The sequence below is a fragment of the Microbacterium galbinum genome, from assembly GCF_023091225.1.
GTDB classification, from domain to species: domain Bacteria; phylum Actinomycetota; class Actinomycetes; order Actinomycetales; family Microbacteriaceae; genus Microbacterium; species Microbacterium galbinum.
In genome coordinates, this window is record NZ_JAHWXM010000001.1 from 2,725,377 (window position 1) to 2,746,638 (window position 21,262).

The 21,262-nt window shown below is 70.1% G+C and carries 21 protein-coding genes; 9 read left to right on the forward strand and 12 right to left on the reverse strand.

The window, feature by feature from the left end; translation table 11 throughout:
• Window positions 1–75 precede the first annotated feature (75 nt).
• Window positions 76–1,554, forward strand: a complete 1,479-nt coding sequence (locus tag KZC52_RS13075; RefSeq protein WP_247624481.1) for a proline-rich domain-containing protein — start codon at window positions 76–78, stop codon at window positions 1,552–1,554.
• A gap of 141 nt (window positions 1,555–1,695) precedes the next feature.
• Here KZC52_RS13075 and arfA read toward each other — a convergent pair whose 3' ends face one another.
• The 5 genes from arfA to KZC52_RS13100 all read right to left on the reverse strand — a co-directional run bounded on the left by arfA (window position 1,696) and on the right by KZC52_RS13100 (window position 7,622).
• The gene (gene arfA, locus KZC52_RS13080) at window positions 1,696–3,231 is read right to left on the reverse strand and encodes an arabinosylfuranosidase ArfA (RefSeq protein WP_247624482.1); all 1,536 of its coding nucleotides are present in this window, start codon (window positions 3,229–3,231) and stop codon (window positions 1,696–1,698) included.
• Between the two features lie 45 nt (window positions 3,232–3,276).
• Entirely contained in the window at window positions 3,277–4,212 is a 936-nt protein-coding gene (locus KZC52_RS13085) for a carbohydrate ABC transporter permease (protein ID WP_247624483.1), read from the reverse strand.
• Window positions 4,212–5,150, reverse strand: a complete 939-nt coding sequence (locus tag KZC52_RS13090; protein WP_247624484.1) for a carbohydrate ABC transporter permease — start codon at window positions 5,148–5,150, stop codon at window positions 4,212–4,214. Before KZC52_RS13090 ends, KZC52_RS13085 begins: the two co-directional genes overlap by 1 nt.
• Window positions 5,147–6,484 (reverse strand): extracellular solute-binding protein, encoded by a 1,338-nt coding sequence (locus KZC52_RS13095; RefSeq protein WP_247624485.1) that lies wholly within the window; start codon window positions 6,482–6,484, stop codon window positions 5,147–5,149. Before KZC52_RS13095 ends, KZC52_RS13090 begins: the two co-directional genes overlap by 4 nt.
• 91 nt (window positions 6,485–6,575) lie before the next feature.
• Window positions 6,576–7,622, reverse strand: coding sequence for a LacI family DNA-binding transcriptional regulator (locus tag KZC52_RS13100; RefSeq protein WP_247624486.1), 1,047 nt, complete (start codon window positions 7,620–7,622; stop codon window positions 6,576–6,578).
• Window positions 7,623–7,700: 78 nt separating this feature from the next.
• On the opposite strand from KZC52_RS13100, the gene KZC52_RS13105 reads away from it, so the two are divergent.
• Window positions 7,701–8,960: a D-arabinono-1,4-lactone oxidase gene (locus KZC52_RS13105; protein WP_247624487.1), complete on the forward strand. Its 1,260-nt coding sequence runs from the start codon at window positions 7,701–7,703 to the stop codon at window positions 8,958–8,960.
• Between the two features lie 107 nt (window positions 8,961–9,067).
• On the opposite strand, the gene KZC52_RS13110 is transcribed toward KZC52_RS13105, so the two are convergent.
• From KZC52_RS13110 to KZC52_RS13120, 3 genes are all read right to left on the reverse strand, one after another.
• Window positions 9,068–9,511 carry a hypothetical protein gene (locus KZC52_RS13110; protein ID WP_247624488.1) on the reverse strand — a complete coding sequence of 148 codons (444 nt, stop codon included), beginning with the start codon at window positions 9,509–9,511 and terminating at the stop codon, window positions 9,068–9,070.
• Between the two features lie 86 nt (window positions 9,512–9,597).
• Complete coding sequence (locus tag KZC52_RS13115; RefSeq protein ID WP_247624489.1) at window positions 9,598–10,443, reverse strand: NAD-dependent epimerase/dehydratase family protein; 846 nt, start codon at window positions 10,441–10,443, stop codon at window positions 9,598–9,600.
• A 46-nt stretch (window positions 10,444–10,489) separates the two neighbouring features.
• Window positions 10,490–11,074, reverse strand: a complete 585-nt coding sequence (locus tag KZC52_RS13120; RefSeq protein WP_247624490.1) for an antibiotic biosynthesis monooxygenase — start codon at window positions 11,072–11,074, stop codon at window positions 10,490–10,492.
• A 144-nt stretch (window positions 11,075–11,218) separates the two neighbouring features.
• Between KZC52_RS13120 and KZC52_RS13125 the strand changes: the two genes are divergently transcribed.
• A complete protein-coding gene (locus tag KZC52_RS13125; RefSeq protein ID WP_247624491.1) occupies window positions 11,219–12,403 on the forward strand; it encodes a thiolase family protein in 1,185 nt (394 codons plus the stop codon).
• A 2-nt stretch (window positions 12,404–12,405) separates the two neighbouring features.
• Here KZC52_RS13125 and KZC52_RS13130 read toward each other — a convergent pair whose 3' ends face one another.
• Window positions 12,406–12,909: a MarR family winged helix-turn-helix transcriptional regulator gene (locus KZC52_RS13130; RefSeq protein WP_247624492.1), complete on the reverse strand. Its 504-nt coding sequence runs from the start codon at window positions 12,907–12,909 to the stop codon at window positions 12,406–12,408.
• Window positions 12,910–13,021: 112 nt separating this feature from the next.
• On the opposite strand from KZC52_RS13130, the gene KZC52_RS13135 reads away from it, so the two are divergent.
• From KZC52_RS13135 to KZC52_RS13155, 5 genes are all read left to right on the forward strand, one after another.
• The gene (locus KZC52_RS13135; protein WP_247624493.1) at window positions 13,022–13,957 is read left to right on the forward strand and encodes an NADP-dependent oxidoreductase; all 936 of its coding nucleotides are present in this window, start codon (window positions 13,022–13,024) and stop codon (window positions 13,955–13,957) included.
• 454 nt (window positions 13,958–14,411) lie between these two features.
• Window positions 14,412–15,914, forward strand: coding sequence for a CoA-acylating methylmalonate-semialdehyde dehydrogenase (locus KZC52_RS13140; RefSeq protein WP_247624494.1), 1,503 nt, complete (start codon window positions 14,412–14,414; stop codon window positions 15,912–15,914).
• A gap of 62 nt (window positions 15,915–15,976) precedes the next feature.
• Window positions 15,977–17,164: an acyl-CoA dehydrogenase family protein gene (locus tag KZC52_RS13145; RefSeq protein ID WP_247624495.1), complete on the forward strand. Its 1,188-nt coding sequence runs from the start codon at window positions 15,977–15,979 to the stop codon at window positions 17,162–17,164.
• On the forward strand, window positions 17,161–18,054 hold the full coding sequence (gene mmsB, locus KZC52_RS13150) for a 3-hydroxyisobutyrate dehydrogenase (protein WP_247624496.1): 894 nt from the start codon (window positions 17,161–17,163) through the stop codon (window positions 18,052–18,054). Before KZC52_RS13145 ends, mmsB begins: the two co-directional genes overlap by 4 nt.
• Window positions 18,055–18,116: 62 nt before the next feature.
• Window positions 18,117–18,893 carry an enoyl-CoA hydratase-related protein gene (locus KZC52_RS13155; RefSeq protein WP_247624497.1) on the forward strand — a complete coding sequence of 259 codons (777 nt, stop codon included), beginning with the start codon at window positions 18,117–18,119 and terminating at the stop codon, window positions 18,891–18,893.
• A gap of 14 nt (window positions 18,894–18,907) precedes the next feature.
• Here KZC52_RS13155 and KZC52_RS13160 read toward each other — a convergent pair whose 3' ends face one another.
• Genes KZC52_RS13160 through KZC52_RS13170 form a run of 3 tightly spaced genes read right to left on the reverse strand, consistent with a single transcriptional unit; the run spans window position 18,908 to window position 20,362 of the window.
• Window positions 18,908–19,351, reverse strand: a complete 444-nt coding sequence (locus KZC52_RS13160) for a YdeI/OmpD-associated family protein (RefSeq protein WP_247624498.1) — start codon at window positions 19,349–19,351, stop codon at window positions 18,908–18,910.
• A 20-nt stretch (window positions 19,352–19,371) separates the two neighbouring features.
• Window positions 19,372–19,824, reverse strand: a complete 453-nt coding sequence (locus KZC52_RS13165; protein WP_247624499.1) for an SRPBCC family protein — start codon at window positions 19,822–19,824, stop codon at window positions 19,372–19,374.
• A 1-nt stretch (window position 19,825) separates the two neighbouring features.
• On the reverse strand, window positions 19,826–20,362 hold the full coding sequence (locus KZC52_RS13170) for a MarR family winged helix-turn-helix transcriptional regulator (protein WP_247624500.1): 537 nt from the start codon (window positions 20,360–20,362) through the stop codon (window positions 19,826–19,828).
• 122 nt (window positions 20,363–20,484) lie between these two features.
• On the opposite strand from KZC52_RS13170, the gene KZC52_RS13175 reads away from it, so the two are divergent.
• The gene (locus KZC52_RS13175) at window positions 20,485–21,261 is read left to right on the forward strand and encodes an electron transfer flavoprotein subunit beta/FixA family protein (protein ID WP_247624501.1); all 777 of its coding nucleotides are present in this window, start codon (window positions 20,485–20,487) and stop codon (window positions 21,259–21,261) included.
• The last annotated feature ends 1 nt before the right edge of the window (window position 21,262 follow it).

The following is a 21,262-nucleotide window of genomic DNA, read 5'->3' on the forward strand; positions in this document are numbered from 1 at the left end:
CTCGTACGGATATGGCCCCGGCGGGGCATGCCAGGCATCCCGATATGCCGCAAACGAGGACATTATGCTGTATCTGTGAGTGAACACGAGACACCGGAGACTCCCCAGCCCAACGACCCGGCGGCGGCCGATTCCGCGTCGGACGCGGTCCGCACGCCACCGCCCGCGCCGCCCACCCCGTCGGACGGCCCGGACGCTCCCCCGACCACGCCGCCGACCGGCCCGGATGGCTCGGAGTACGTCCCCGGCGGACACTCCCTCCCGCCCGCGGATCCGCGGCACGCTCCCGGCCACGCCTCGGCGAACGCACCCGGCGAGCCCGGTCCGGGGCTGACCGACGGCCAGCCCGCACCCGGACAGCCCGCGCCGGGCCAGCCCTACGGTCAGCCCGTGCCGGGCCAGCCTTACGGCCAGCCTGCACCCGGACAGCCCTACGGTCAGCCCGTGCCGGGCCAGCCTTACGGCCAGCCTGCACCCGGACAGCCCTACGGCCAGTCCGCGCCGGGTTTTCCGCCGGCAGGGCCGGAGATCGGCCCGAACAAGAAGCTTCCGCTCGGTGCGCTCATCGGCATCATCGCGGCGGGAGTCGTCGTCTTGCTCGTGATCGCCCTGGCCATCATCATCCCGCTGGCGGGTCGCGGCGGTGACGCCGGAGGTGGCTCGAACGGCGAGCCCGCGCAGCCCGCGGCCACCCCGGAGGAGTGGGTCGAGGAGTACCTCACCGCACTTTCGGAGGGCGATGCCGAGACGGCGCGGAAGTACGTCGACACCTCGTCCTACAGTGATGCGCTCCTCACGGACGAAGTGCTCGCGGCCTCCCTCGAGCTGGGCGCCATCGACGATATCGAGGTCGGCGAGGCCGAGGAGGGCGAGTACAGCGACGTCGTCGTGCCCGCGACCTTCACGGTCGGCGGCACCGAGGTGACGCGCGAGTTCGAGATGTACCAGAGCGAGTACGACGGTGACATCACCATGTACAACGGAGGCGCGCGAATCTCGACCTACGGGTTCGACGACATCGGCCTCACGGTGAACGGGGTGGAGATCTCGGAGGACGCCCTGGCCTTCCCGGGTATGTACGAGTTCGCGACGAGCCTCGAAGAGTTCACGATCGAGGGCGAGACGACGCTTCTCGTCGCGGACGAGAAGAGCGAAGAGGCGGCGAGCATGCTGCGTCCCGTGCTGAGCGAGACGGGGGTGGCATCGTTCCGCGAACTGGTCACCGCCTCGCTGCGCGAGTGCCTGGCGATGAAGACTCTCGCGACCCCCTGCGGCATGGACGTCACCGGCCTCGAGCAGGACGGCTTCAGCCCCGTCGACGGAACCGTGACCCGCGCCCTCACCGCCGAGGGCGAGGCGTCGCTCGCCGCCCTCGTCGGAGAGGTCAGCGACCGCGCGGTCGTCTCGACCTACGAGTCGTTCCGCACCGACATCACGCTCGAGGGGCAGAATGCCGCCGGTGAGCGCGGTGCGTTCGAGGTGCTCTTCGGCGCGGGGGTGCTGTCCCCGAAGGTCGACTTCGCCGCGGAGACCCCGCAGGTCGTCTGGGAGTAGTCGCGGCATCCGCTCTCGCATGCGAAAGGGCCCGGCATCCGAGATGGATGCCGGGCCCTTCTGTGGTCCGGGCCCTTCGACAGGCTCAGGGACCCGGGGTGGCTCAGGGACCCGGGGTGGCTCACGGCCCCAGAGGTGCCGTCAGGCGCGCGTCACCTCGAGCTCGATGACCGACCACGACAGGGCCGGCAGGGTCGCGCGCACCGTGCCGTCGACGATCTCGGCGGCGGCGAGCGGCACCATGTGCACGGTGTCGGGGGTCGTCTCGAGGTTGGCGGTCCGTCGGTCGCCGCCCTCGGGGATCGTGAGCGTCTCGGCCTGACGCACGCGCAGGTCGCCGAGGCCGTGCAGATCGATCGTCAGGTCGTTCGCCGAGTCGAGCGAGCGGTTGGCCACGAACACCACCAGGCGTCCGGTCTCCTCGTCCCACGTGGCGGCCGCATCGACCGAATCGACGTCGCCGTAGCGCTTGGTCGCGATCTGCGAGGCCGAGACGGCGAGGCGCAGGATGCGTCCCGTCGCCAGCCGCGCCATCCGCTCGAACGGCCAGAAGCTGGTCTGGCGCCAGGCCGGGCCGTTCTCCTCCGAGCGGATCGGCGCGATCACGTTCACGAGCTGCGCCTGGTTGGCGATGCGCACGCGGTCTCCGTGCCGCAGCAGGCTGTTGAGCAGGGTGCCGACGACGACGGCATCCGTCACCGAGTAGGTGTCCTCGATGAGGCGCGGGTGCTCGCGCCAGCCGGCCTTCGCGATCTCGCCCGCCTCGACGTCGTTGTACTTGCGCTGATCCCACACGTTCCACTCGTCGAACGAGATGTCGACCTGCTTGGTGTGCTTGCCGGCGGCCTTCACGGCGTCGACCGTCGCGATGACACCCTCGATGAAGCCGTCCATGTCGACCGACTCCGCGAGGAACGACTCGGTGTCGCCGTCGTGCTCCTGGTAGTACGCGTGCATCGAGACGAAGTCGACCTCGTCGTAGGCGTGGGTGAGCACGGTGTGCTCCCACGACCCGAACGTCGGCATCGACCTGCTCGACGACCCGACCGCCACGAGCTCGATCGACGAGTCGACCAGCTTCATGGCCTTGGCCGACTCCTGCGCGAGACGGCCGTACTCGGCAGCGGTCTTGCCGCCGATCTGCCACGGCCCGTCGAGCTCGTTGCCCAGGCACCACAGCTTGATGTCGAAGGGCTGCTCGGCGCCGTTCTTGCGGCGCAGGTCCGACCAGTATGTGCCGCCCGGGTGGTTGGCGTACTCGACGAGTGCACGGGCCTCCTCGACGCCGCGGGTGCCGAGGTTGATCGCCTCCATCACCTCGACGTCGGCCTCCTTCGCCCAGTCCATGAACTCGTGCAGGCCGAAGGCGTTGGTCTCGATCGTGTGCCAGGCGCCGTCGATGCGCACCGGGCGCTCCTCGACCGGGCCGACGCCGTCCTCCCAGCGGTAGCCCGAGACGAAGTTGCCGCCCGGGTACCGCACGACCGTCGGCCCCATCTCCTTCACCAGGGCCAGAACGTCCTGACGGAATCCGCGTTCATCTGCCTGCGGGTGCCCCGGCTCGTAGATGCCGGTGTACACGCAGCGCCCCATGTGCTCGACGAAGGACCCGAAGAGCCTCCGGGGAACGTCGGCGATGGTGAAGTCGCGGTCGATGGTGATGCGGGCGTGAGACATTGCTCTCCTTGATTGCGGCGGATGCCGGGGTGCGGGGGTGCGGGATCACTGACCGCCGAAGCCGCTCGTCGCGACTCCCTTGACGATCTGCTTCTGGAAGATGAGGAACACGACGATGAGCGGGAGCGCGGCGAGCACGGCCTGGGCCATGACCTGTGCGTACTGCACGCCGTAGGCGCTGATTACGGTCTGGAGCCCGACCGGCAGCGTCATGAGCGTGGTGTCGTTGACGACGAGGAACGGCCACAGGAAGTTGTTCCACGCCCCGATGAACACGAAGATCGCCACGGATGCCAGGATCGGCCGCGACAGCGGCAGCACGATCGACCAGAAGATGCGCAGGCGGCTGGCACCGTCGACGCGGGCGGCGTCCTCGAGCTCGATCGGGATCGCGTCGAAGAACTTCTTGAGGATGAACACCATCGCCGGGGCAACGACCTGCGGCAGGATCAGGCCCCAGTGCGTGTCGATCAGGTTGAACGCGAGCATCTCGTAGAACAGCGGGATGATCAGCACCTGCGGCGGCACGACGATCGAGGCGATGATCACGACGAACAGCCACTTGCGGCCGGTGAAGTCGAGCCGCGAGAAGGCGTAGGCGGCCAGAGCCGAGACCGTCAGCGTGATGAGGGTGACGGCGACCGAGGTCCACAGGCTGTTGAGCGCCCAGACGTACACGTTGCCCTGCGAGAGGATCGCCGTGAACGCCTCGAAGGTGGGGCCGCTCGCGCCGATCCATCCGGGATCGCCGGATGCGGCATCCGTCTCGGTCTTGAAGGCGGTCGCGACCGCCCAGAGGAACGGCAGCAGCCATCCGATCGCGAGGAGCGCCAGCACCACGAACGCGGCGATGCGCAGCGGCGAGAACGGCTTCTGGCCGGGGAGCTTCGGGCGCGCGGTGCGCCGGTGGCGGGGAACGGTGAGCGTGCGGGTGTGGTCGTCGGAGGCGGGCTCGGTGGGGATGAGGGTGGCGGAGGACATCACTGCTCCTTCTTGCGACGCGTGACCAGGGCCTGCGCGACGCCGATGATGACGATGAGGGCGAAGAAGACGTACGAGATCGCCGCGGAGTATCCGAAGCGGTAGTTCACGAAGCCGGCCTCGTAGATGTACTGCACGATCGAGCGCGTGGTGTCGCTCGCGACACCGCCGAGCATCTGGTACGCCTGGTCGAACAGCTTCAGCGACGCGAGGATCTGCAGGATGAGGATCAGCACCGTGGCCGGTCCCAGTTGCGGGAGCGTGATCGACCAGAACTGGCGCCAGGCGCCGGCCCCGTCGAGGGATGCCGCCTCGTACTGCTGCGGGGGGATGTTCTGCATGGCCGCGAGGTAGAGCAGGAAGTTGAACCCGACCGTCCACCACACCGTCGCGATCACGATCGACAGCATGTTGGTGTCGGAGTTCTGCAGCCACGCGATCGGCTCGAGACCGAAGAACTTCAGGATGTTGTTGGCCGCGCCGATCTGCGGGTTGAAGATCCAGACCCAGATCTGCGAGATCACGGTGGACGCGAGCAGGTACGGCATGAAGAACGACAGCCGCCAGAGCCACTGCCCGGGCAGGCCGCGATCGACGAGTGCCGCCATGAGCAGCGCCACGGCGACGAGCGGCACGGTCGACAGCAGCGTGAACCACACCGTGTTCCACATCGACTGCCACATGACGGGATCGACGAGGGCTTCGGCGTAGTTCGCGAAGCCGACGAACCCTCCGCCGGCGCCCGTGAGCGACTGGTCGGTGAAGCTCAGATAGATGCCGTGCAGGATCGGCCATGCCAGGAACAGCACGAAGGCGATGAGGAACGGAACCAGGAAAGCCCAGCTGATGAGCTGCTCGCGCTTGCGGGAGCCGGCGCGGCGGAGACGGAAATCGGATGCCCCGCCGGTGACGAGGGTGCGGGTGGCGGTCGAGGTCATGACTTCCACGTCCCTTCGGGGTCGGCCGGATTGGGTTGGCGCAGCAGCGTGTTCACGCGCGCCTCGAAGCGGTCGATCGCGGCGGCCGGATCGGCGCCCGAGAGGAGCACGTTCTGCACCGCGGCACCGAACTCGCCCTGGAAGCTCGAGCCGGAGCCCGTGAACCACGCGGTCGGGTCGTAGACGACGTGGTCGGCGGCCGAGGCGTAGTGCGCCTGGGGCACGAGGTCGTCGTAGGCGGGCGATGAGGTCACGGGGAGGTAAGCGGGGATGTGCCCGGCCTCGGCCCACTGGAACGAGTCCTTCAGCATGTCGGCGACGAAGCGGTACACGAGGTCGCGGCGCTCGTCGTTCGCGTTCGCCTGGTGCGGCAGCACGAAGGAGTGCGAGTCGGCGTACACCGCCGGTGTGCCGTAGAGGGTCGGGATCGTGGTCGCATCGAACGGCAGGTTCGCGGCCTGCATCGTGCGCAGCTCCCAGACACCGGTCATGAGCATGCCACTCTTGCCGGTCGCGAACTCGGCCACGGCTCCGCCGTAGTCGGCGCGCGCGGCCGCGATCTCACCGTCGAGGAGCGTCTGCATCAAGCGGAGCGCCTCGACCGCGGCATCCTTGTCGATCACGGCCTTGCCGCCCACGGGCAGTTCGATCTGCAGGCCGTGCTGCGCGTAGAGGCCGTAGAACAGGCGCCACATCTGGGCGCCATCGCCGAGGTAGCCGAACGACAGGGCGTGATCGGGAGCCTGGGCGCCGACCTCGCGGAGCTGGTCGACGAACTCCTCGGGCGACGAGGTCTCACGCAGCGTGCCGTCCGAGTCGAGCACCCCCGCGGCGTCGCAGATGTCGGTGTTGAACATGAGCACGAAGGGGTGGGCGTCGAGGGCGACGCTGAAGAGCCGGTCGCCGACGAAGCCCTTCTCCCAGATCGGGCCGGGGAAGGTGGAGCGATCGACGCCGAGCTCGGCGAGGCGGTCGACGTCCCAGGCGTCGAGGAGCCCGCCGGGGGCCCAGCCGTTCACGCGGGTGGCGTGCATGATCGCGACGTCGGGGGCGCGTCCGCCGGCGCCCGCCATCGCGAGCTTCGTGTAGTACGGCGTGCCCCAGGCGAGCACGGTGGGGCGGATGCGGTAGTCGGACTGCGCCGAGTTCACACCGTCGAGCAGCGACGACATCGTCACGCCGTCGCCTCCCGAGAGCAGGTGCCAGAACTGGAGGGTCTCGGTGCGAGAGCCGGTGGGGGAGAGGGGGGAGCAGCCGGCGAGCAGTGCTGCGCCGGCGGTGAGCGTGGCGGCGGTGAGGAACTGCCGGCGGGACAGATCGAGCGAGGGCGTCATCGTCACTCCTTCGTGACCGGATGGTGGACGCCTCATCATTACATCGATGTAATCGCGGGCGCAAGCGTGCGATCCGAACGAATGCAGGGTCCTAAGGGCGGTAGCCGAGCGGTGCGGCCTTCGTGCTGTCTCGCTCGAGGAGATGATGCGACAGCGTCAGTGCCCGCGGGGGAGCGGCCCGGTCGTCCATGCGGGTCTCGAGCAGGCCGAGGGCGGCGACCGCGAAGGCCCGACGGTCGAACGCGATGGTCGTCAGTGAGGGAGAGGTGTACTTCGAGAACTCGACGTCGTCGAAGCCCGTGACGATCACGTCCTCCGGCACCCGCACACCGCGGTCGTGCAGGGCGTGCAGGGCACCGAGGGCGAGGGAGTCGGTGAAGGCGACGATCGCATCGAAGGCGACGCCGCGCTCGAACAGCGTGCGCACGGCATCCGCCCCGCCCGCCATCTCCCACGGCAGGCGATTGACCTCGAGCGCGGGGTCGCGGGGGATGCCGGCCTCCCGCAGTGCGTCGTGCACGCCCTCGAGTCGCAGGCGGCTCGTCGCCGTGGCGACCGAGGGGTCGTCGTCGGCGCCGACCACCGCGATCCGCCGGGCGCCGCGCGCGAGAACGTGCCGCGTGGCGTCGGCGGCGGCGAGCCGGCTGTCGATGCGCACATGATCGGCGCGGTTCTGCTCGACCTCGCCGATCACGACGAGCGGCGGCAGGCGGTCGGCGTACTTGAGCACGCTGTCCTCGAGGCGGATGGGGTTGAGGATCAGGCCGTCGACGAGGTGGGCGCGGGCGCGGGAGACCAGCTCCTTCTCACGCTCGGGCTCGGATGCCGTCTCCTCGATCTGCACGGCCAGCCCCCGCTCGTGCGCGGCTTCGACGATGCGGTGCACGAGCTCGGCCGAGAACGCGGTCGCAAGATCGGGGAGGGCGACGGCGATGATCCCCGAGCGTCCCTTGCGCAACCCGCGGGCGCTGAGATTCGGCACGAAGTCGAGCTGCGCCATCGCCGCTTCGACCTTGGAGCGCGTGTCGTCGTTCACGGGGACGGTGCCGGTGACGACGTTCGAGACCGTCTTCGGCGAGACGCCGGCGAGAGCGGCGACGTCTTTCATCGTCGCGCGGCGCGGCGGGATCGTCGTCATGCGGTCAGCCTACCGGCGGGGTCGTCATCCACCGCAGTACATCGTTGTAGAAGATGTGCTCCTGGCTATGCTGGCGCGATGGGCAACGAACGCAACTGGGCGGGCAACCTCACCTATCGGGCATCCCGGGTCGAGCACCCGGCGTCGATCGACGCGCTGCGGGCGCTGCTCGCGCAGGGTGGACCGGTGCGGATGCTGGGCTCGCGCCACTGCTTCAACGACATCGCCGACACCGAGGGCGCGCTGATCGCCCTCGACCGACTGCCCGCGGCCTTCGAGGTGAGCCCGGAGCGCGACGCCGTGCGGGTGGCCGGAGGACTGCGCTACGGCGACATCGCCCCGCTGCTCGCCGCCGAGGGGCTCGCGCTCGCCAACCTCGCCTCGCTGCCGCACATCTCCGTCGCCGGTGCCGTCGCCACCGGAACCCACGGCTCCGGTGACGCGATCGGCTCTCTCGCGAGTGCCGTGCGCGCCCTCACGATCGTCACCCCGGGTGGCGAGACGCGCGAGCTGCGTCGCGGCGACGTCGACTTCGACGGTGCGGTCGTGAGTCTCGGCGCCCTCGGCGCGGTCGTCGACCTCACCCTCGACGTCGAGCCGACCTACGACGTCGCGCAGCACGTCTTCGAGCACCCGTCGTGGGACGCGATCCTCACCGACCTCGAAGCGGTCACCGGCATCGGCACGAGCGTCAGCGTCTTCTCGACCTGGCAGCACACCGACGTCGCCGACCAGATCTGGGTCAAGCAGCGCCTCCCCGAGGCACGCGAGGCCGCCCGCGAGTCCCTGTTCGAGAGCCTGGGGGCCGAAGCCGCGGCGAGTAAGCGGCATCCGATCCTCGGCGTCGACCCCGTCGCGTGCACCGAACAGCTCGGCACGCCCGGGCCGTGGTTCGAGCGGCTCGCACACTTCAAGCTCGAGTTCACCCCTTCGGCCGGTGCCGAGATCCAGAGTGAGTACCTCGTGCCCCGCGCCGACGCCGTCGCCGCGATCCAGGCCGTGCGCGGGCTCGCCGGGCAGATCGCTCCGCTGCTGCTGGTGAACGAGATCCGCACGGTGAAGGCCGACGACCTCTGGCTGAGTTCGTCGTACGGCACGGATGCCGTCGGCATCCACTTCACCTGGAAGCCCGACGAAGCGGCTGTGCGCGCATTCCTGCCGACGCTCGAAGCGGCGCTGCCGCCCACCGCCCGCCCGCACTGGGGCAAGGTGTTCACGCTCGACGCCGCCGAGGTGCGCGAACGGTATCCGCGTTTCGACGACTTCGCTGCGCTCGCCGCGCGCTTCGACCCGGAGCGGCGTCTCGTCAACCCGTATCTGGAGCGGCTCGGGCTGTAGGCGTTCTGCGGGTGGGGCCCTTCGACAGGCTCAGGGACCCAGGTTTCGGAACTGGGTTGCGAGCCGAGTACTGGGTTGCTGAGCTTGTCGAAGCACCCGCCACGTGTCTAGAACTGGGTTGCTGAGCTCGTCGGAGCATCCCGCGCGAAGAACGGCCGCGGCCATGCCCCGAGCGCCAGGACGGCCAGCACCGTCTGGATCAGACCGGTCGCGAAGAAGATGCCGTGCAGTGGAGACCACACGAGCAGGATCGCGATCTCGACGAAGATCCAGATCATCATCGTGATGCCCGCCGCCGCGTGCATACCCCACGCGAGCGCGAACCGGCCGAACTGCGCGACCAGCGCGAGCACCTGCACGCCCCCGACGACGACGCCCAGGATCACCCCCGGCCACACGTACGAGTCGAAGCCCGTGCCCTCCAGCCACTCCGTCGGCACGCCCATGCCGCCGCCGACGGTCAGGCCGATCATGCCGGCGAGGGCGGACAGCAGGGCGAACGTCGCGACGGCGGCGAGCGGGATCCGGAGTGCGCGGGGCGGGCGGCTCATGCCTCGACGGTAGCGCGTGGATGCCGTCGGGGTTGCTGAGACCAGAGCTGGGTTGCTGAGCCTGTCGAGTGCCTGCCGCAGGCGCGTCAGACCTCGTCGCGCCAGGAGTGCTGCGGGTCGTAGCCCAGCACCCGCCGCGCCCGGTCGATCGACAGCAGCGTCTCGTTCGGCCCGACGTCGCGGGTGACCGGCACGCCGGGGAAGACCTCGGCGATCAGCTCGGCGTTCGGCCGCGACATCACCGTGTCGGCGGCCGCGATGATGAACCTGTCGAACCCGGGGGCCGCGACCTCGAGGGCGCGCTGCACGGCCTGGGCGCCGTCGCGGGCGTCGATGTAGCCCCACAGGTTCCACTTGCGCAGCGTCGCATCGGCGTCGAAGGCGGGGAACGCGGCGTAGTCCTCGGGGTCCATGACGTTCGAGAACCGCAGCGCGGTGATCGACACGCCCGGGTGCCAGCGCACGAGCTCGGTCGCCAGCTGCTCCTCGAGCGTCTTCACCAGCGAGTACACCGACTCGGGCCGGGGCGGGTAGTCCTCGTCGACCGGGATGTAGGGCGGCGGCACGTCGAACGGCAGCCCCAGCACGGTCTCGCTCGACGCGTAGACGATGCGACGGATGCCGAGGCGCACCGCCGCCCAGAACACGTTGAACGTGGCCGGCATGTTGTTGTGGAAGGTGGCGACGTCGCTGCGGATGCCGGGAGCGGGGATCGCGCCGAGATGCACGACCGCGTCGATGCCGTCGTGCCGGTCGCCGACCGCGGTGAACGCGTCGACCACCTGCCCGTAGTCCGTCAGATCGACCTGCACGAAGTCCGGACCGCGGACCCCCGTGACGTCCATCCCGATGACCTCGTACCCGTTCGCCCGGAGTTCCCTCGCGACGACGCGGCCGAGCTTGCCCGATGATCCGGTGAGAGCGATGCGCATGTCACCACAGTGCCACGGCATCCGCTCCCGGGGGTGTCCCTTGACTTCAGCGCGCCAGCCAGTGGCGCAGGCGCCGGGTCACCCAGGGCAGCACGAGGTAGGCCATGATCGGTGTCAGCACCGCGGTGGTCGCGAGCACCCGCAGCCAGATCGGCAGCGCATCCCATCCCGGCACGGGTGACATCGCGTACGTGAAGGCGAGGTTCACCGGGAAGAACCCGAGCCAGATCGACACCGCCTGCTTCCACCGCGGCGGGGCGTTCACGACCGCGACCTCGGCCCGGCCATCCGTCGTCTGCACCGTGATCGTGCCGGTGGTCGGTTCGTCGAACCATCCCTCGATTCCGGTGCGGCGGCGCGAGCGCTCGCTGCGCACGAAGCCCTCGCCCATCGACAGCCACCAGCCGCGCTCGCCGGAGTCCTCCCACGCGGTGAGCGTCTGCTCGTCGGCGAACCGGTACAGCATGTGCCAGACGTTGGTCTCATCCCCCGACCGCACCCAGCCCGACCCGAGGAATCCCGGGTACTTGTTGGCGAGGTTGACGCCGGTCTGCACCCACGCGGTCGCCTCGGCGATGCGGGCGGGGTCGACTTCACGGCGGATGGACACGGTGATGGGATCACTGGACATGGTGGGGTCCTCGAGAGAGCGGGCGGCCCGGGTCGCGGGCCTGCGTGCGGGGTGCGCCGGGGTGATGGCGCGTCGTCGATTCTATTCGCGGCGTGTGACGGGCGGATTACGGCGCGGGCGCAGCGATCGGCGCAGAATGGGGGAATGAGCACGCGCAGCGAAGCCGTTCTGGTCGATGTCGTCCGCACCCCGGTCGGGCGCGGCAAGCCCGGGGGTGCGCTCTCGGGAGTGCATCCGGTCGATCTCGCCGCCGGAGTGCTGCAGGCGCTGCTCGAGCGCAACGGCCTCGACTCGCGTCAGATCGACGACGTGCTGCTCGGCTGCGTGAGTCAGGTGGGAGACCAGTCGACGAACATCGCGCGCCAGGCGGTGCTGGCCGCGGGCTTCGACGAGAGCGTGCCGGGGGCGACGATCGACCGGCAGTGCGGGTCGAGCCAGCAGGCGGTGCACATCGCGGCGCAGGGGATCATGGCCGGCGCCTACGACATCGTGATCGCGGGCGGGGTCGAGTCGATGAGCCGGGTGCCCCTCGGATCGTCGGCGGCCGGCGGCTCCCCGATGTCACCGCGCGTGCGCGCCCGGTATCCCGAGGGGCTGGTGAACCAGGGCGTCTCGGCCGAGCTGATCGCGCAGCGCTGGGGGCTCGACCGTGACGCGCTCGACGCCTACGCCGCCGAGTCGCACCGGCGGGCGGCGGATGCCTGGGCCGCGGGCTTCTTCGATCGCACGGTCGTCGGGGTCGTCGAAGCGCCGGATGCCGTGACCGACGAGACCGTCCGAGCGGGAACCACGGCGGAGGGGCTCGCGGGTCTGAACCCGGCCTTCCGCACGGACGCGCTCGCCGCGCGCTTCCCCGACCTCGACTGGCGGATCACCCCGGGCAACTCCTCGCCGCTCACCGACGGCGCCTCGGCCGCGCTGCTGATGAGCGCCGAGAGAGCCGAATCGCTCGGGTTGGTTCCGCGCGCCGGCATCCGCTCGTTCGCCGTCGTCGGCGACGACCCGCTGATGATGCTGACGGGGCCGATCCCGGCGACCCGGCGGATCCTCGACCGCAGCGGCCTCACGATCGACGACCTCGATGCGTACGAGGTGAACGAGGCGTTCGCGTCGGTGCCGCTGGCCTGGGCGGCCGAGCTCGGTGCCGACCCGGCCAGGCTCAACCCGCGCGGCGGCGCGATCGCGCTCGGCCATGCGCTCGGCTCGTCGGGCACGCGCCTGCTCGGAACACTCGTGGATCACCTCGACGCGGTGGGTGGTCGCTACGGGCTGCAGACGATGTGCGAGGGCGGCGGCATGGCCAACGCGATGATCGTCGAGAGGCTGTAGGGCTACTCGGCCGTCCTGCGGCGGCGGGGCGCGGCCGAGCGCGGGGGGATCCGGCGCATGTGCTCGCGCACCTTCTCGAGCGGTGCGGTGAGCGAGCGGACGTCGTCGGCGTCGAGCGGCGCGAGGAACAACCTTCGCAGCTCGCCGATATGCCCCGGGAAGACGGCGGAGAGCACGGCCCGCCCGGCGTCGGTGATCGTGAGCGTCACGCCGCGCTCATCGTCGGGCGACGGGGCGCGCGTCACCAGGCCCCTCTTCTCGAGCAGGCCGGCCTGGTGGGTGAGGCCGCTGCGGCTGAGCACGATGCCATCGGCCAGCGCGGTCATGCGGGCGCTGCCGTTCGGTGAATCCCCGAGGGTCGCGAGCAGCTGGAACTGCACGTAGCTGAGGTCTCCGGTCTCCTTCAGCTGCTGTTCGACGGCGTGCCGCAGCAGGCTGCTCACCTCGATCAGTGCGAAGTACGCACCGAGTTCGGCGGGGTCGAGGGGAGGGGTGTCGGCGGCCATGCTCTCCAGTGTAGGTGTTTCGATCTCGAATTAGTTGCTTCGATATCGAAGCAGTGCTACGGTTCGATAAGTGCTTCAACTTCGAAGCATCTGAATCGAGAAGGAAGTCATCATGAAGGCAGCACGTTTCCACCAGCTCGGCGGCCCCGAGGTCCTGCGCGTCGACGAGGTCGAAGTCTCCGAGCCGGGCGAGGGGCAGGTGCGCATCCGCGTCGCGGGCGCCGGTTTCAACCCCGCCGACGGCGGCATCCGCGGGGGAACCCTCCCGTTTCCCGTCGCGCTCCCGCACACCCCCGGTTACGACGTCGCCGGCACGATCGACGCGATCGGGGTCGGCGTCGACGGTCGGGCGATCGGCGACAGGGTCATCGGATTCCTCTCGATGACCGACGACGGCGCGGATGCCGAGTACGTCGTCGCGCCCGCGGATCTGCTGGTCGCCGCGCCCGCGGTGGGAGATCTGGTGGATGCCGCGGCGCTCCCGTCGGTCGCACTGACCGCCTGGCAGGCGCTGTTCGATGTCGCCGGGCTGCAGAAGGGGCAGCGCATCCTGATCGTGGGCGCCGGCGGAACGGTCGGTGAGTACGCCGTGCAGCTGGCGAAGCACGCGGGGGCGTTCGTGATCGCGACGGCGAGCCCGCGCAGCCGTGCCGCGGTCGAGGCTGCCGGCGCCGACGAGGTCGTCGATCACACGGGGGGTTCGGTGCGCGACGGGGTGGGGGCTCCGGTCGACGTGCTGCTGAATCTCGCGCCGATCGAGCCCGAGGAGTTCGCGGCGCTCGTCTCACTGGTGGGTGACGGCGGCTTCGTGGTCAGCTCGACCGCGTGGATGCCGACGCCCGGCGACGAGGGCCGAGGCGTGCGCGGCGAGACCGTATACGTGCGCAGTGACCCCGAACAGCTCGCGCATCTCGTCGCCCTGGTCGACGACGGGTCGCTGCGGGTGGTGGCGTCGCGTCGCGTCGGTCTCGAGGAGGTCGCGTCGGTGCACGCGGCCGCCGCAGCCGGCACGCTGCGCGGCAAGGTCGTCATCGTCCCGAGTGCGTGAGGGGGCATAACTCAGGACGGATGCGCCGAATCGGCCGCGAACGGGGCCCGAATCGGCCGATCGGCGCCGTTCGTCCTGAGTCATGGACGGCGGATACCGCGGCTGACGCGTCCGGAAGACGGAGAAGACCCCCGCCGACCCGATTCGGCGGGGGTCTGCGGGCGCTTGGCGCCCGAGGCGCGGAATCCTGTGACTTCCCGATCCGGTCTGAGTCGTCCGCGCATCTGTAGTTGTAGTTCGCCGAAGTGACCGGCCGGTGAACGCCGCCTCAACATCCGGATGCTGCTCCGACCGGTGCGAAATGTCGATTCTGGGGCTCGATACCCGGCATTCGTGATCGATCAGTGCGCTTTTCGGGAGGGGTGGCCGTGAGATGCATGGACGCCCTAGTAAATACGCGGGGATCGAAGTAAACTCGCGATGTGCCAACGATGGCACGAAGGGACGTCGCACAATGACTCGTACCATCCCGCATTTCGTGGGCGGATCGCACCTCACGCCGGCTGACGGGCGCTTCGCCGACGTGTTCGATCCCAGCACCGGCGCCGTGCAGACCCGCGTGCCGCTCGCCTCGGCCGACGAGGTGCGCGCGGTGATCGCGAACGCCGAGGCCGCCCAACAGGAGTGGGCCGCCACCAACCCGCAGAAGCGCGCCCGTGTGCTGCTGCGCTTCCTCGATCTGGTGCAGCGCGAGATGCAGTCTCTCGCCGAGCTGCTCGCGAGCGAGCACGGCAAGACCGTCGATGACGCGAAGGGCGACATCCAGCGCGGGCTCGAGGTCATCGAGTTCTCGGCCGGCGCCCCGCACCTGCTCAAGGGCGAGTACTCGACCGGCGCCGGCGCGGGCATCGACGTCTACTCGATGCGCCAGCCCCTCGGCGTGGTCGCCGCGATCACCCCGTTCAACTTCCCCGCGATGATCCCGCTCTGGAAGGCGGGCCCGGCGCTCGCCGCGGGCAATGCCGTCGTGCTCAAGCCCAGTGAGCGCGACCCTTCGGTGCCGGTGCGCCTCGCCGAGCTCTTCCTCGAAGCCGGGCTTCCCGCCGGCGTGCTCAACGTGGTGCACGGCGACAAGGAGGCCGTCGATGCGCTGCTCACCGACGACCGCATCCGCGCCGTCGGATTCGTCGGCTCCACGCCGATCGCCGAGTACATCTACGCCACCGCAGCGGCGCACGGCAAGCGCGCGCAGTGCTTCGGCGGCGCGAAGAACCACATGATCGTGATGCCCGACGCCGACCTCGATCAGGCGGTCGACGCGCTGATCGGCTCGGGGTACGGATCGGCCGGTGAGCGGTGCATGGCGATCTCGGTGGCGGTACCGGTCGGGCAGCAGACGGCGGATGCTCTCGCCGCCAAGCTCCTCGAACGCGTCGGGCAGTTGCGGGTCGGGCCGTCACTGGCGGCCGATGTCGACTACGGACCCCTTGTCACCCGCGCCGCGGTGGAACGGGTCGAGGGATACATCCAGCAGGGCGTCGACGAGGGCGCGACGCTGCTCGCCGACGGCCGCGGTTTCACGGTCGCCGGCCACGAGGAGGGGTTCTACCTCGGACCGACGCTGTTCGACCACGTCACGACCGACATGGCGATCTACCGCGAGGAGATCTTCGGCCCGGTGCTCGTGATCGCCCGCGCCGCCGACTACGAGGAGGCGCTGCGCATGGCCTCGGAGCACGAGTACGGCAACGGCGTCGCGATCTTCACGCGCGACGGCGACGCCGCCCGCGACTTCGCGGCCCGGGTCGAGGTGGGCATGGTCGGGGTGAACGTACCGATCCCGGTGCCCATCGCCTATTACACGTTCGGCGGCTGGAAGCGCAGCGGGTTCGGCGACCTCAACCAGCACGGCGCCGACGCCTTCCGCTTCTACACGAAGACCAAGACGGTGACGAGCCGCTGGCCCGCGGCGGGCATCCGCGACGGTGCCAGCTTCGTCATCCCCACGATGCACTGACCACATCTTTTGCGGTTCCTGAGCCTGTCGAAGGGCAGGAACCCAGGATCAAGGAGTCGATGATGACCATGACCGACGTGACCACTCCCCTCACCGCCGACGAGCGCGACGCGATCCTCGAGGCCGTGCGCGAGTTCACCGAGATCGAGCTCGCCCCGCACGCGCTCGAGCGCGACGAGCAGCACATCTTCCCCCGCGAGTCGCTGGGCCGCGGCGGCGAGCTGGGCCTCGGCGGCATCTACGTACGCGAGGAGTCCGGCGGCACGGGACTCAGCCGCACCGACACCGTCGCGATCTTCGAGGAGCTCGCGCAGGGCGACCCCGCGGTCGCGGCGTACATCTCGATCCACAACATGGTGGCGTGGATGATCGACACCTACGGCAGCGACGAGCAGATCGCCCGGTGGATGCCCGATCTCACCGCCATGGCGGAGTTCGGCGGCTACTGCCTCACCGAGCCGGGCGCCGGATCGGATGCCGCGAACATCGCCACGAGCGCGGTGCGCGACGGCGACGACTACGTGCTCACCGGCGTGAAGCAGTTCATCTCCGGCGCGGGCGAGGCCGCGGTGTACGTCGTGATGGCGCGCACCGGCGGCCCCGGTGCCGGTGGCATCAGCGCCATCCTCGTCCCCGGCGATGCCGAGGGGCTCGGCTTCGGCGCACTCGAGAAGAAGATGGGGTGGCACGCGCAGCCCACGCGCCAGGTGATCTTCGACGGAGTGCGGGTGCCGGCATCCGCTCTGCTCGGCGAGGAGGGGCGCGGTTTCGCGATCGCGATGTCCGCCCTCAACGGCGGACGCCTCAACATCGCCGCCTGCTCGCTGGGCGGCGCGCAGTGGGCGCTCGACCGGGCCGTGCGATACGTGCACGAGCGGGTCGCGTTCGGCGAGCCGCTCGCCGAGAAGCAGTCGATCCTGTTCCAGATCGCCGACATGCGCACCGAACTGCAGGCCGCGCGACTCATGGTGCGCGACGGCGCGGCGGCGGTCGACGCGAAGGCGCCGGACGCGACGATGCGCTGCGCGATGGCCAAGCGCTTCGCGACCGATGCCGGGTTCGACATCGCCAACCGCGCGCTCCAACTGCACGGCGGCTACGGGTACCTGCAGGACTACGGCATCGAGAAGGTCGTGCGCGACCTGCGGGTGCACCAGATCCTCGAGGGCACGAACGAGATCATGCGGCTCATCGTCGGGCGCGAGATGCTGCGGCCCTCCGGATCGGCTTCGATGCGGAGCGCATCATGAGCCGCATCGCCTTCCTCGGTCTCGGCCACATGGGCCTGCCGATGGCGGTCAACCTCGTGAAGGCCGGGCACGAGGTGCAGGGGTTCGACCCGGTGCCCGCGGCAGCGGATGCGGCGCGGGCCGCCGGCATCCCGATCGCGGCCAGCGGGGCGGACGCCGCAGCCGATGCGGATGCCGTCATCACGATGTTCCCCGCCGGGAAGCACGTGCTCGACGCGTACCACGGCGGGCTGCTCGCGGCGGCCCGGCCCGGCACGCTGTTCATCGAATCGTCGACGATCGCGGTCGACGAGGCGCGCGCGGCGCACGCGCTCGCGCTCGCCGCGGGGCACCGCAACATCGACGCTCCCGTCTCGGGCGGGGTCGTGGGAGCCGAGAACGGCACGCTCGCGTTCATGGTGGGCGGCAGCGACGAGGACTTCGCCGCTGCCCTTCCGCTGCTCGAGGCGATGGGTAAGAGGATCGTGCACTGCGGCGGTTCCGGGCTCGGCCAGGCGGCGAAGGTGTGCAACAACATGGTGCTCGCCGTGTCGCAGATCGCCGTCGCCGAGGCGTTCGTGCTGGGGGAGCGGCTGGGGCTCGAACATCAGGCGCTGTTCGACGTGGTGTCGCAGGCATCCGGTCAGTGCTGGTCGATCACCACCAACTGCCCCGTGCCGGGTCCGGTGCCGACGAGTCCCGCGAATCGCGACTATCAGCCGGGCTTCGCCGGTGCGCTGATGGCCAAGGATCTCGGGCTCGCCCTGCAGGCGATCGAGCAGACCTCGACGGATGCCCGCATGGGTCGGCTCGCCCAGCAGCTCTACGCCGCCTACGCCGCGGGCGACGGTGCCGGCCGCGACTTCTCCGGCATCATCGCCGACATCCGCGACTCCGCACCCCGTTCCTGAGCGAGTGGAGCGAGACGAAGGACGCGGGCGCGATACTGAAGACCACGCGACGAAGGAGAGACATGACCGAGTACGAGACGATCCTGGTCGAGCAGCGCGGACGCGTGGGGTGGATCACCCTGAACAGACCGCAGGCCCTGAACGCCCTGAACGGCCGGGTGTCGGAGGAGGTCACGGCCGCAGCGGTCGCGTTCGACGCCGATGAGGGCGTGGGGGCGATCGTGGTCACCGGGTCCGAGAAGGCCTTCGCCGCGGGTGCCGACATCAAGGAGATGGAGGGCATGTCGTCGGCCGAGATGCTCGCCACCGACCACTTCGGCGCATGGAGCGACTTCGCGGCCGTGCGCACGCCCGTGATCGCGGCGGTCTCGGGCTTCGCACTGGGCGGCGGATGCGAGCTGGCGATGATGTGCGACATCATCCTCGCCGCCGACACCGCGAAGTTCGGGCAGCCCGAGATCAACCTCGGCGTGATCCCCGGTATGGGAGGAACGCAGCGGCTCATCCGTGCGGTCGGGTACTACAAGGCCGCCGAACTCGTGCTCTCGGGGCGGATCATCGGCGCCGAGGAGGCCGAGCGGATCGGTCTGGTCTCGCGGCTGGTGCCGGCATCCGATCTGCTCGCCGAGGCGACGACGCTGGCCGAGACGATCGCGTCGAAGTCGCTGCCCTCGCTCTACGCCGCGAAGGCCGCGCTCGACACCGCGATGGAAACCTCGCTCACCGACGGCCTCGCGCACGAGAAGCAGGCGTTCGCGCTGCTCTTCGACACCGAGGATCAGAAGGAGGGCATGGCCGCGTTCCGTGAGAAGCGGCAGCCCGACTTCCGGAACAGATGACTCCCGCGCCCGCCTCAGCCCCGCAGCGACTCGACGATCTTGGCGAGGCGGCGCTCGCGGGTGGCTTCCTGCTTGGCCTCGGCGATCGCGCGAGCGTGCTCCTTGCGGGCCGAGTAGGCGAGGGTGTCGAAGGCGGCGCGCAGCGCGGGGTCGGCGTCGAGGGCGGCAGTGAGTTCGGCGGGCTCGTCGACGGTGCGCTCAGCGGCGTCGAGGCGGATGACGGCGTCGACCTCGTCGCCGATCTCGACGCCCAGTTCGGCGCGCGACGCCTTGCTCAGGCCGATGAGGTTGCGCCCTCCCATGCGGCTGAGACGCAGTCGAGCGGTGCGCTCGCCGATCGTCACCGCCACCGGGAAGGCCTTGCCCGCGCCGAACGATTCGACCTGCTCATCGGTGAGGACGATGGCGGTCGCCGGGCCGCCCGCCGGGAGGGTCGTGTGGATGCGCAGCTCTCTCATGCGCACAGGGTACGCCGGGATCAGGGGTTCTCGAGTTCCGCCACGAGGGTGCGGTTGCGCGCGGCGATCACGCGACGCATGTACTCGCGCAGGAACAGTGCGTCGACCGCGCGCCCGATCGGGCCGAACGGCGAGCGGAACGTCACGACGTCGCGCATGAGGGTGCCCCGCGGATGCTCCGCGAACGAGTGCACGTGCAGGAACGACCCGAACGGCCCCGAGATCTGCCGGTCGCGGAACCCGCGCGGGGGATCGATGTCGAACACCCGCGACCGCAACCGGAACGGGATGCCGAAGTGCCGCGCCCGCCAGGTGGCCGTCGAGCCCTCGCTGAACGCCCCGCCGGCGGGAGCTTCGACCATCGTCTCGCCGTGCGCCGCCATCGATCGCACGTGCAGCTCGGGATCGAGGGATGCCGCGAACACCGCGTCGACGGGAGCGGCGATCACGGTCTCGAGCACGAACTGCGCCATGTCAGAGGGGCTCCGGGGTCGGGCGGGGGTCGGTGAAGTCGCCGGCATCCTTGCGCAGGCGCGCGACGATCGCGACGAGCTCGGCCGCGTCGTCGCGATCGATGCCGGGAGACGCGAACACGTCGGCGTTGAGCGCGGCGGTGGCCCGCTCGACCAGGTCGCGACCGGCCACGGTGAGTGCGAGCAGGGCGGCGCGGCCGTCGTGCGGGTGCGGTTCGCGCACGATCAGCCCGTCGCGCACGAGACGGTCGGCGGTGCTGGTGACGGTGGTCGCGTGCACCTGCAGGCGTGCCACCACGCTCGACAGGGGCAGGCGCCCCTCGCGGCTGAACGCGAGCAGGCGCAGCACCTCGTAGCGCGCGAAGCTCAGTGCGAAGGGCTTGAGGGCCTGATCCACGCGGGCGAGCAGCAGCTGCTGCGCCCGCATGACCGAGGTCACGACGGCCATGCCGTCGGCGGCATCCGTCCATCCGTGCGCGAGCCACTGCCGCTTCGCCTCGGCGAGCGGATCCACGGGCAGGGGGCGGGGACGGGCCACGCCTCTACGGTACTCGGCGCGCGCGCCGCCGAGCGGATGCCGTCACCGCTGGTTCTCAGTTTCATCGAAGCTGAGACGCAGTGCCGCAGGACTAGAATCGACACAGTCGTGAGGAGCAATCGATGAAGATCTTCGTCCTGGTCAAAGAGGTGCCCGACACCTACGGCGACCGCAAGCTGAACCTGGAGACCGGGCTGGCCGATCGGGCCGCCGGAGACGTGGTGCTCGACGAGATCACCGAGCGCGCCCTCGAGGTCGCCCTGAGCCACGCCGACGCGAGCGAGGGCACGGAGGTCGTCGCCATCTCGATGGCCCCCGAGGGGTCGACCGCCACGGTGCGACGTGCGCTCGCGATCGGCGCGGCATCCGCAGTGCACATCGCCGACGAGCAGCTCACCGGCGCCGACCTCGGTCTCACCGCCGAGGTGCTCGCCGCCGCGATCCGCCGCGGCGCCCCCGACCTCGTCATCACCGGCAACCTGTCGACCGACGGCTCGGGCGGGGTCATCCCCGCGATGCTCGCCGAGCACCTCGGCTGGGCGCAGGCGACGGCACTCACGACGGTCGAGATCGGCGCGGATGCCGTCACCGGAACCCGCGCGACCGACTTCGGGTCGCAGACGGTGAGCGCCGCGCTGCCGGCCGTGATCTCGATCACCGAGGCGCTGCCGGACGCCCGCTTCCCGAACTTCAAGGGCATCATGGCCGCGAAGAAGAAGCCGGTGGAAGTGCTCTCGCTCGCCGACCTCGACGTCTCGGCCGATCCCTCCGCGGCGCCGCGCACCATCATGACCGCGGTCGCCGAGAAGCCCCCGCGTGCGGCGGGGGTCAAGATCACCGACGAGGGCGATGCCGCCCAGCAGCTCGTCGACTACCTCGTGCAGAACAGGCTGGTGTGAC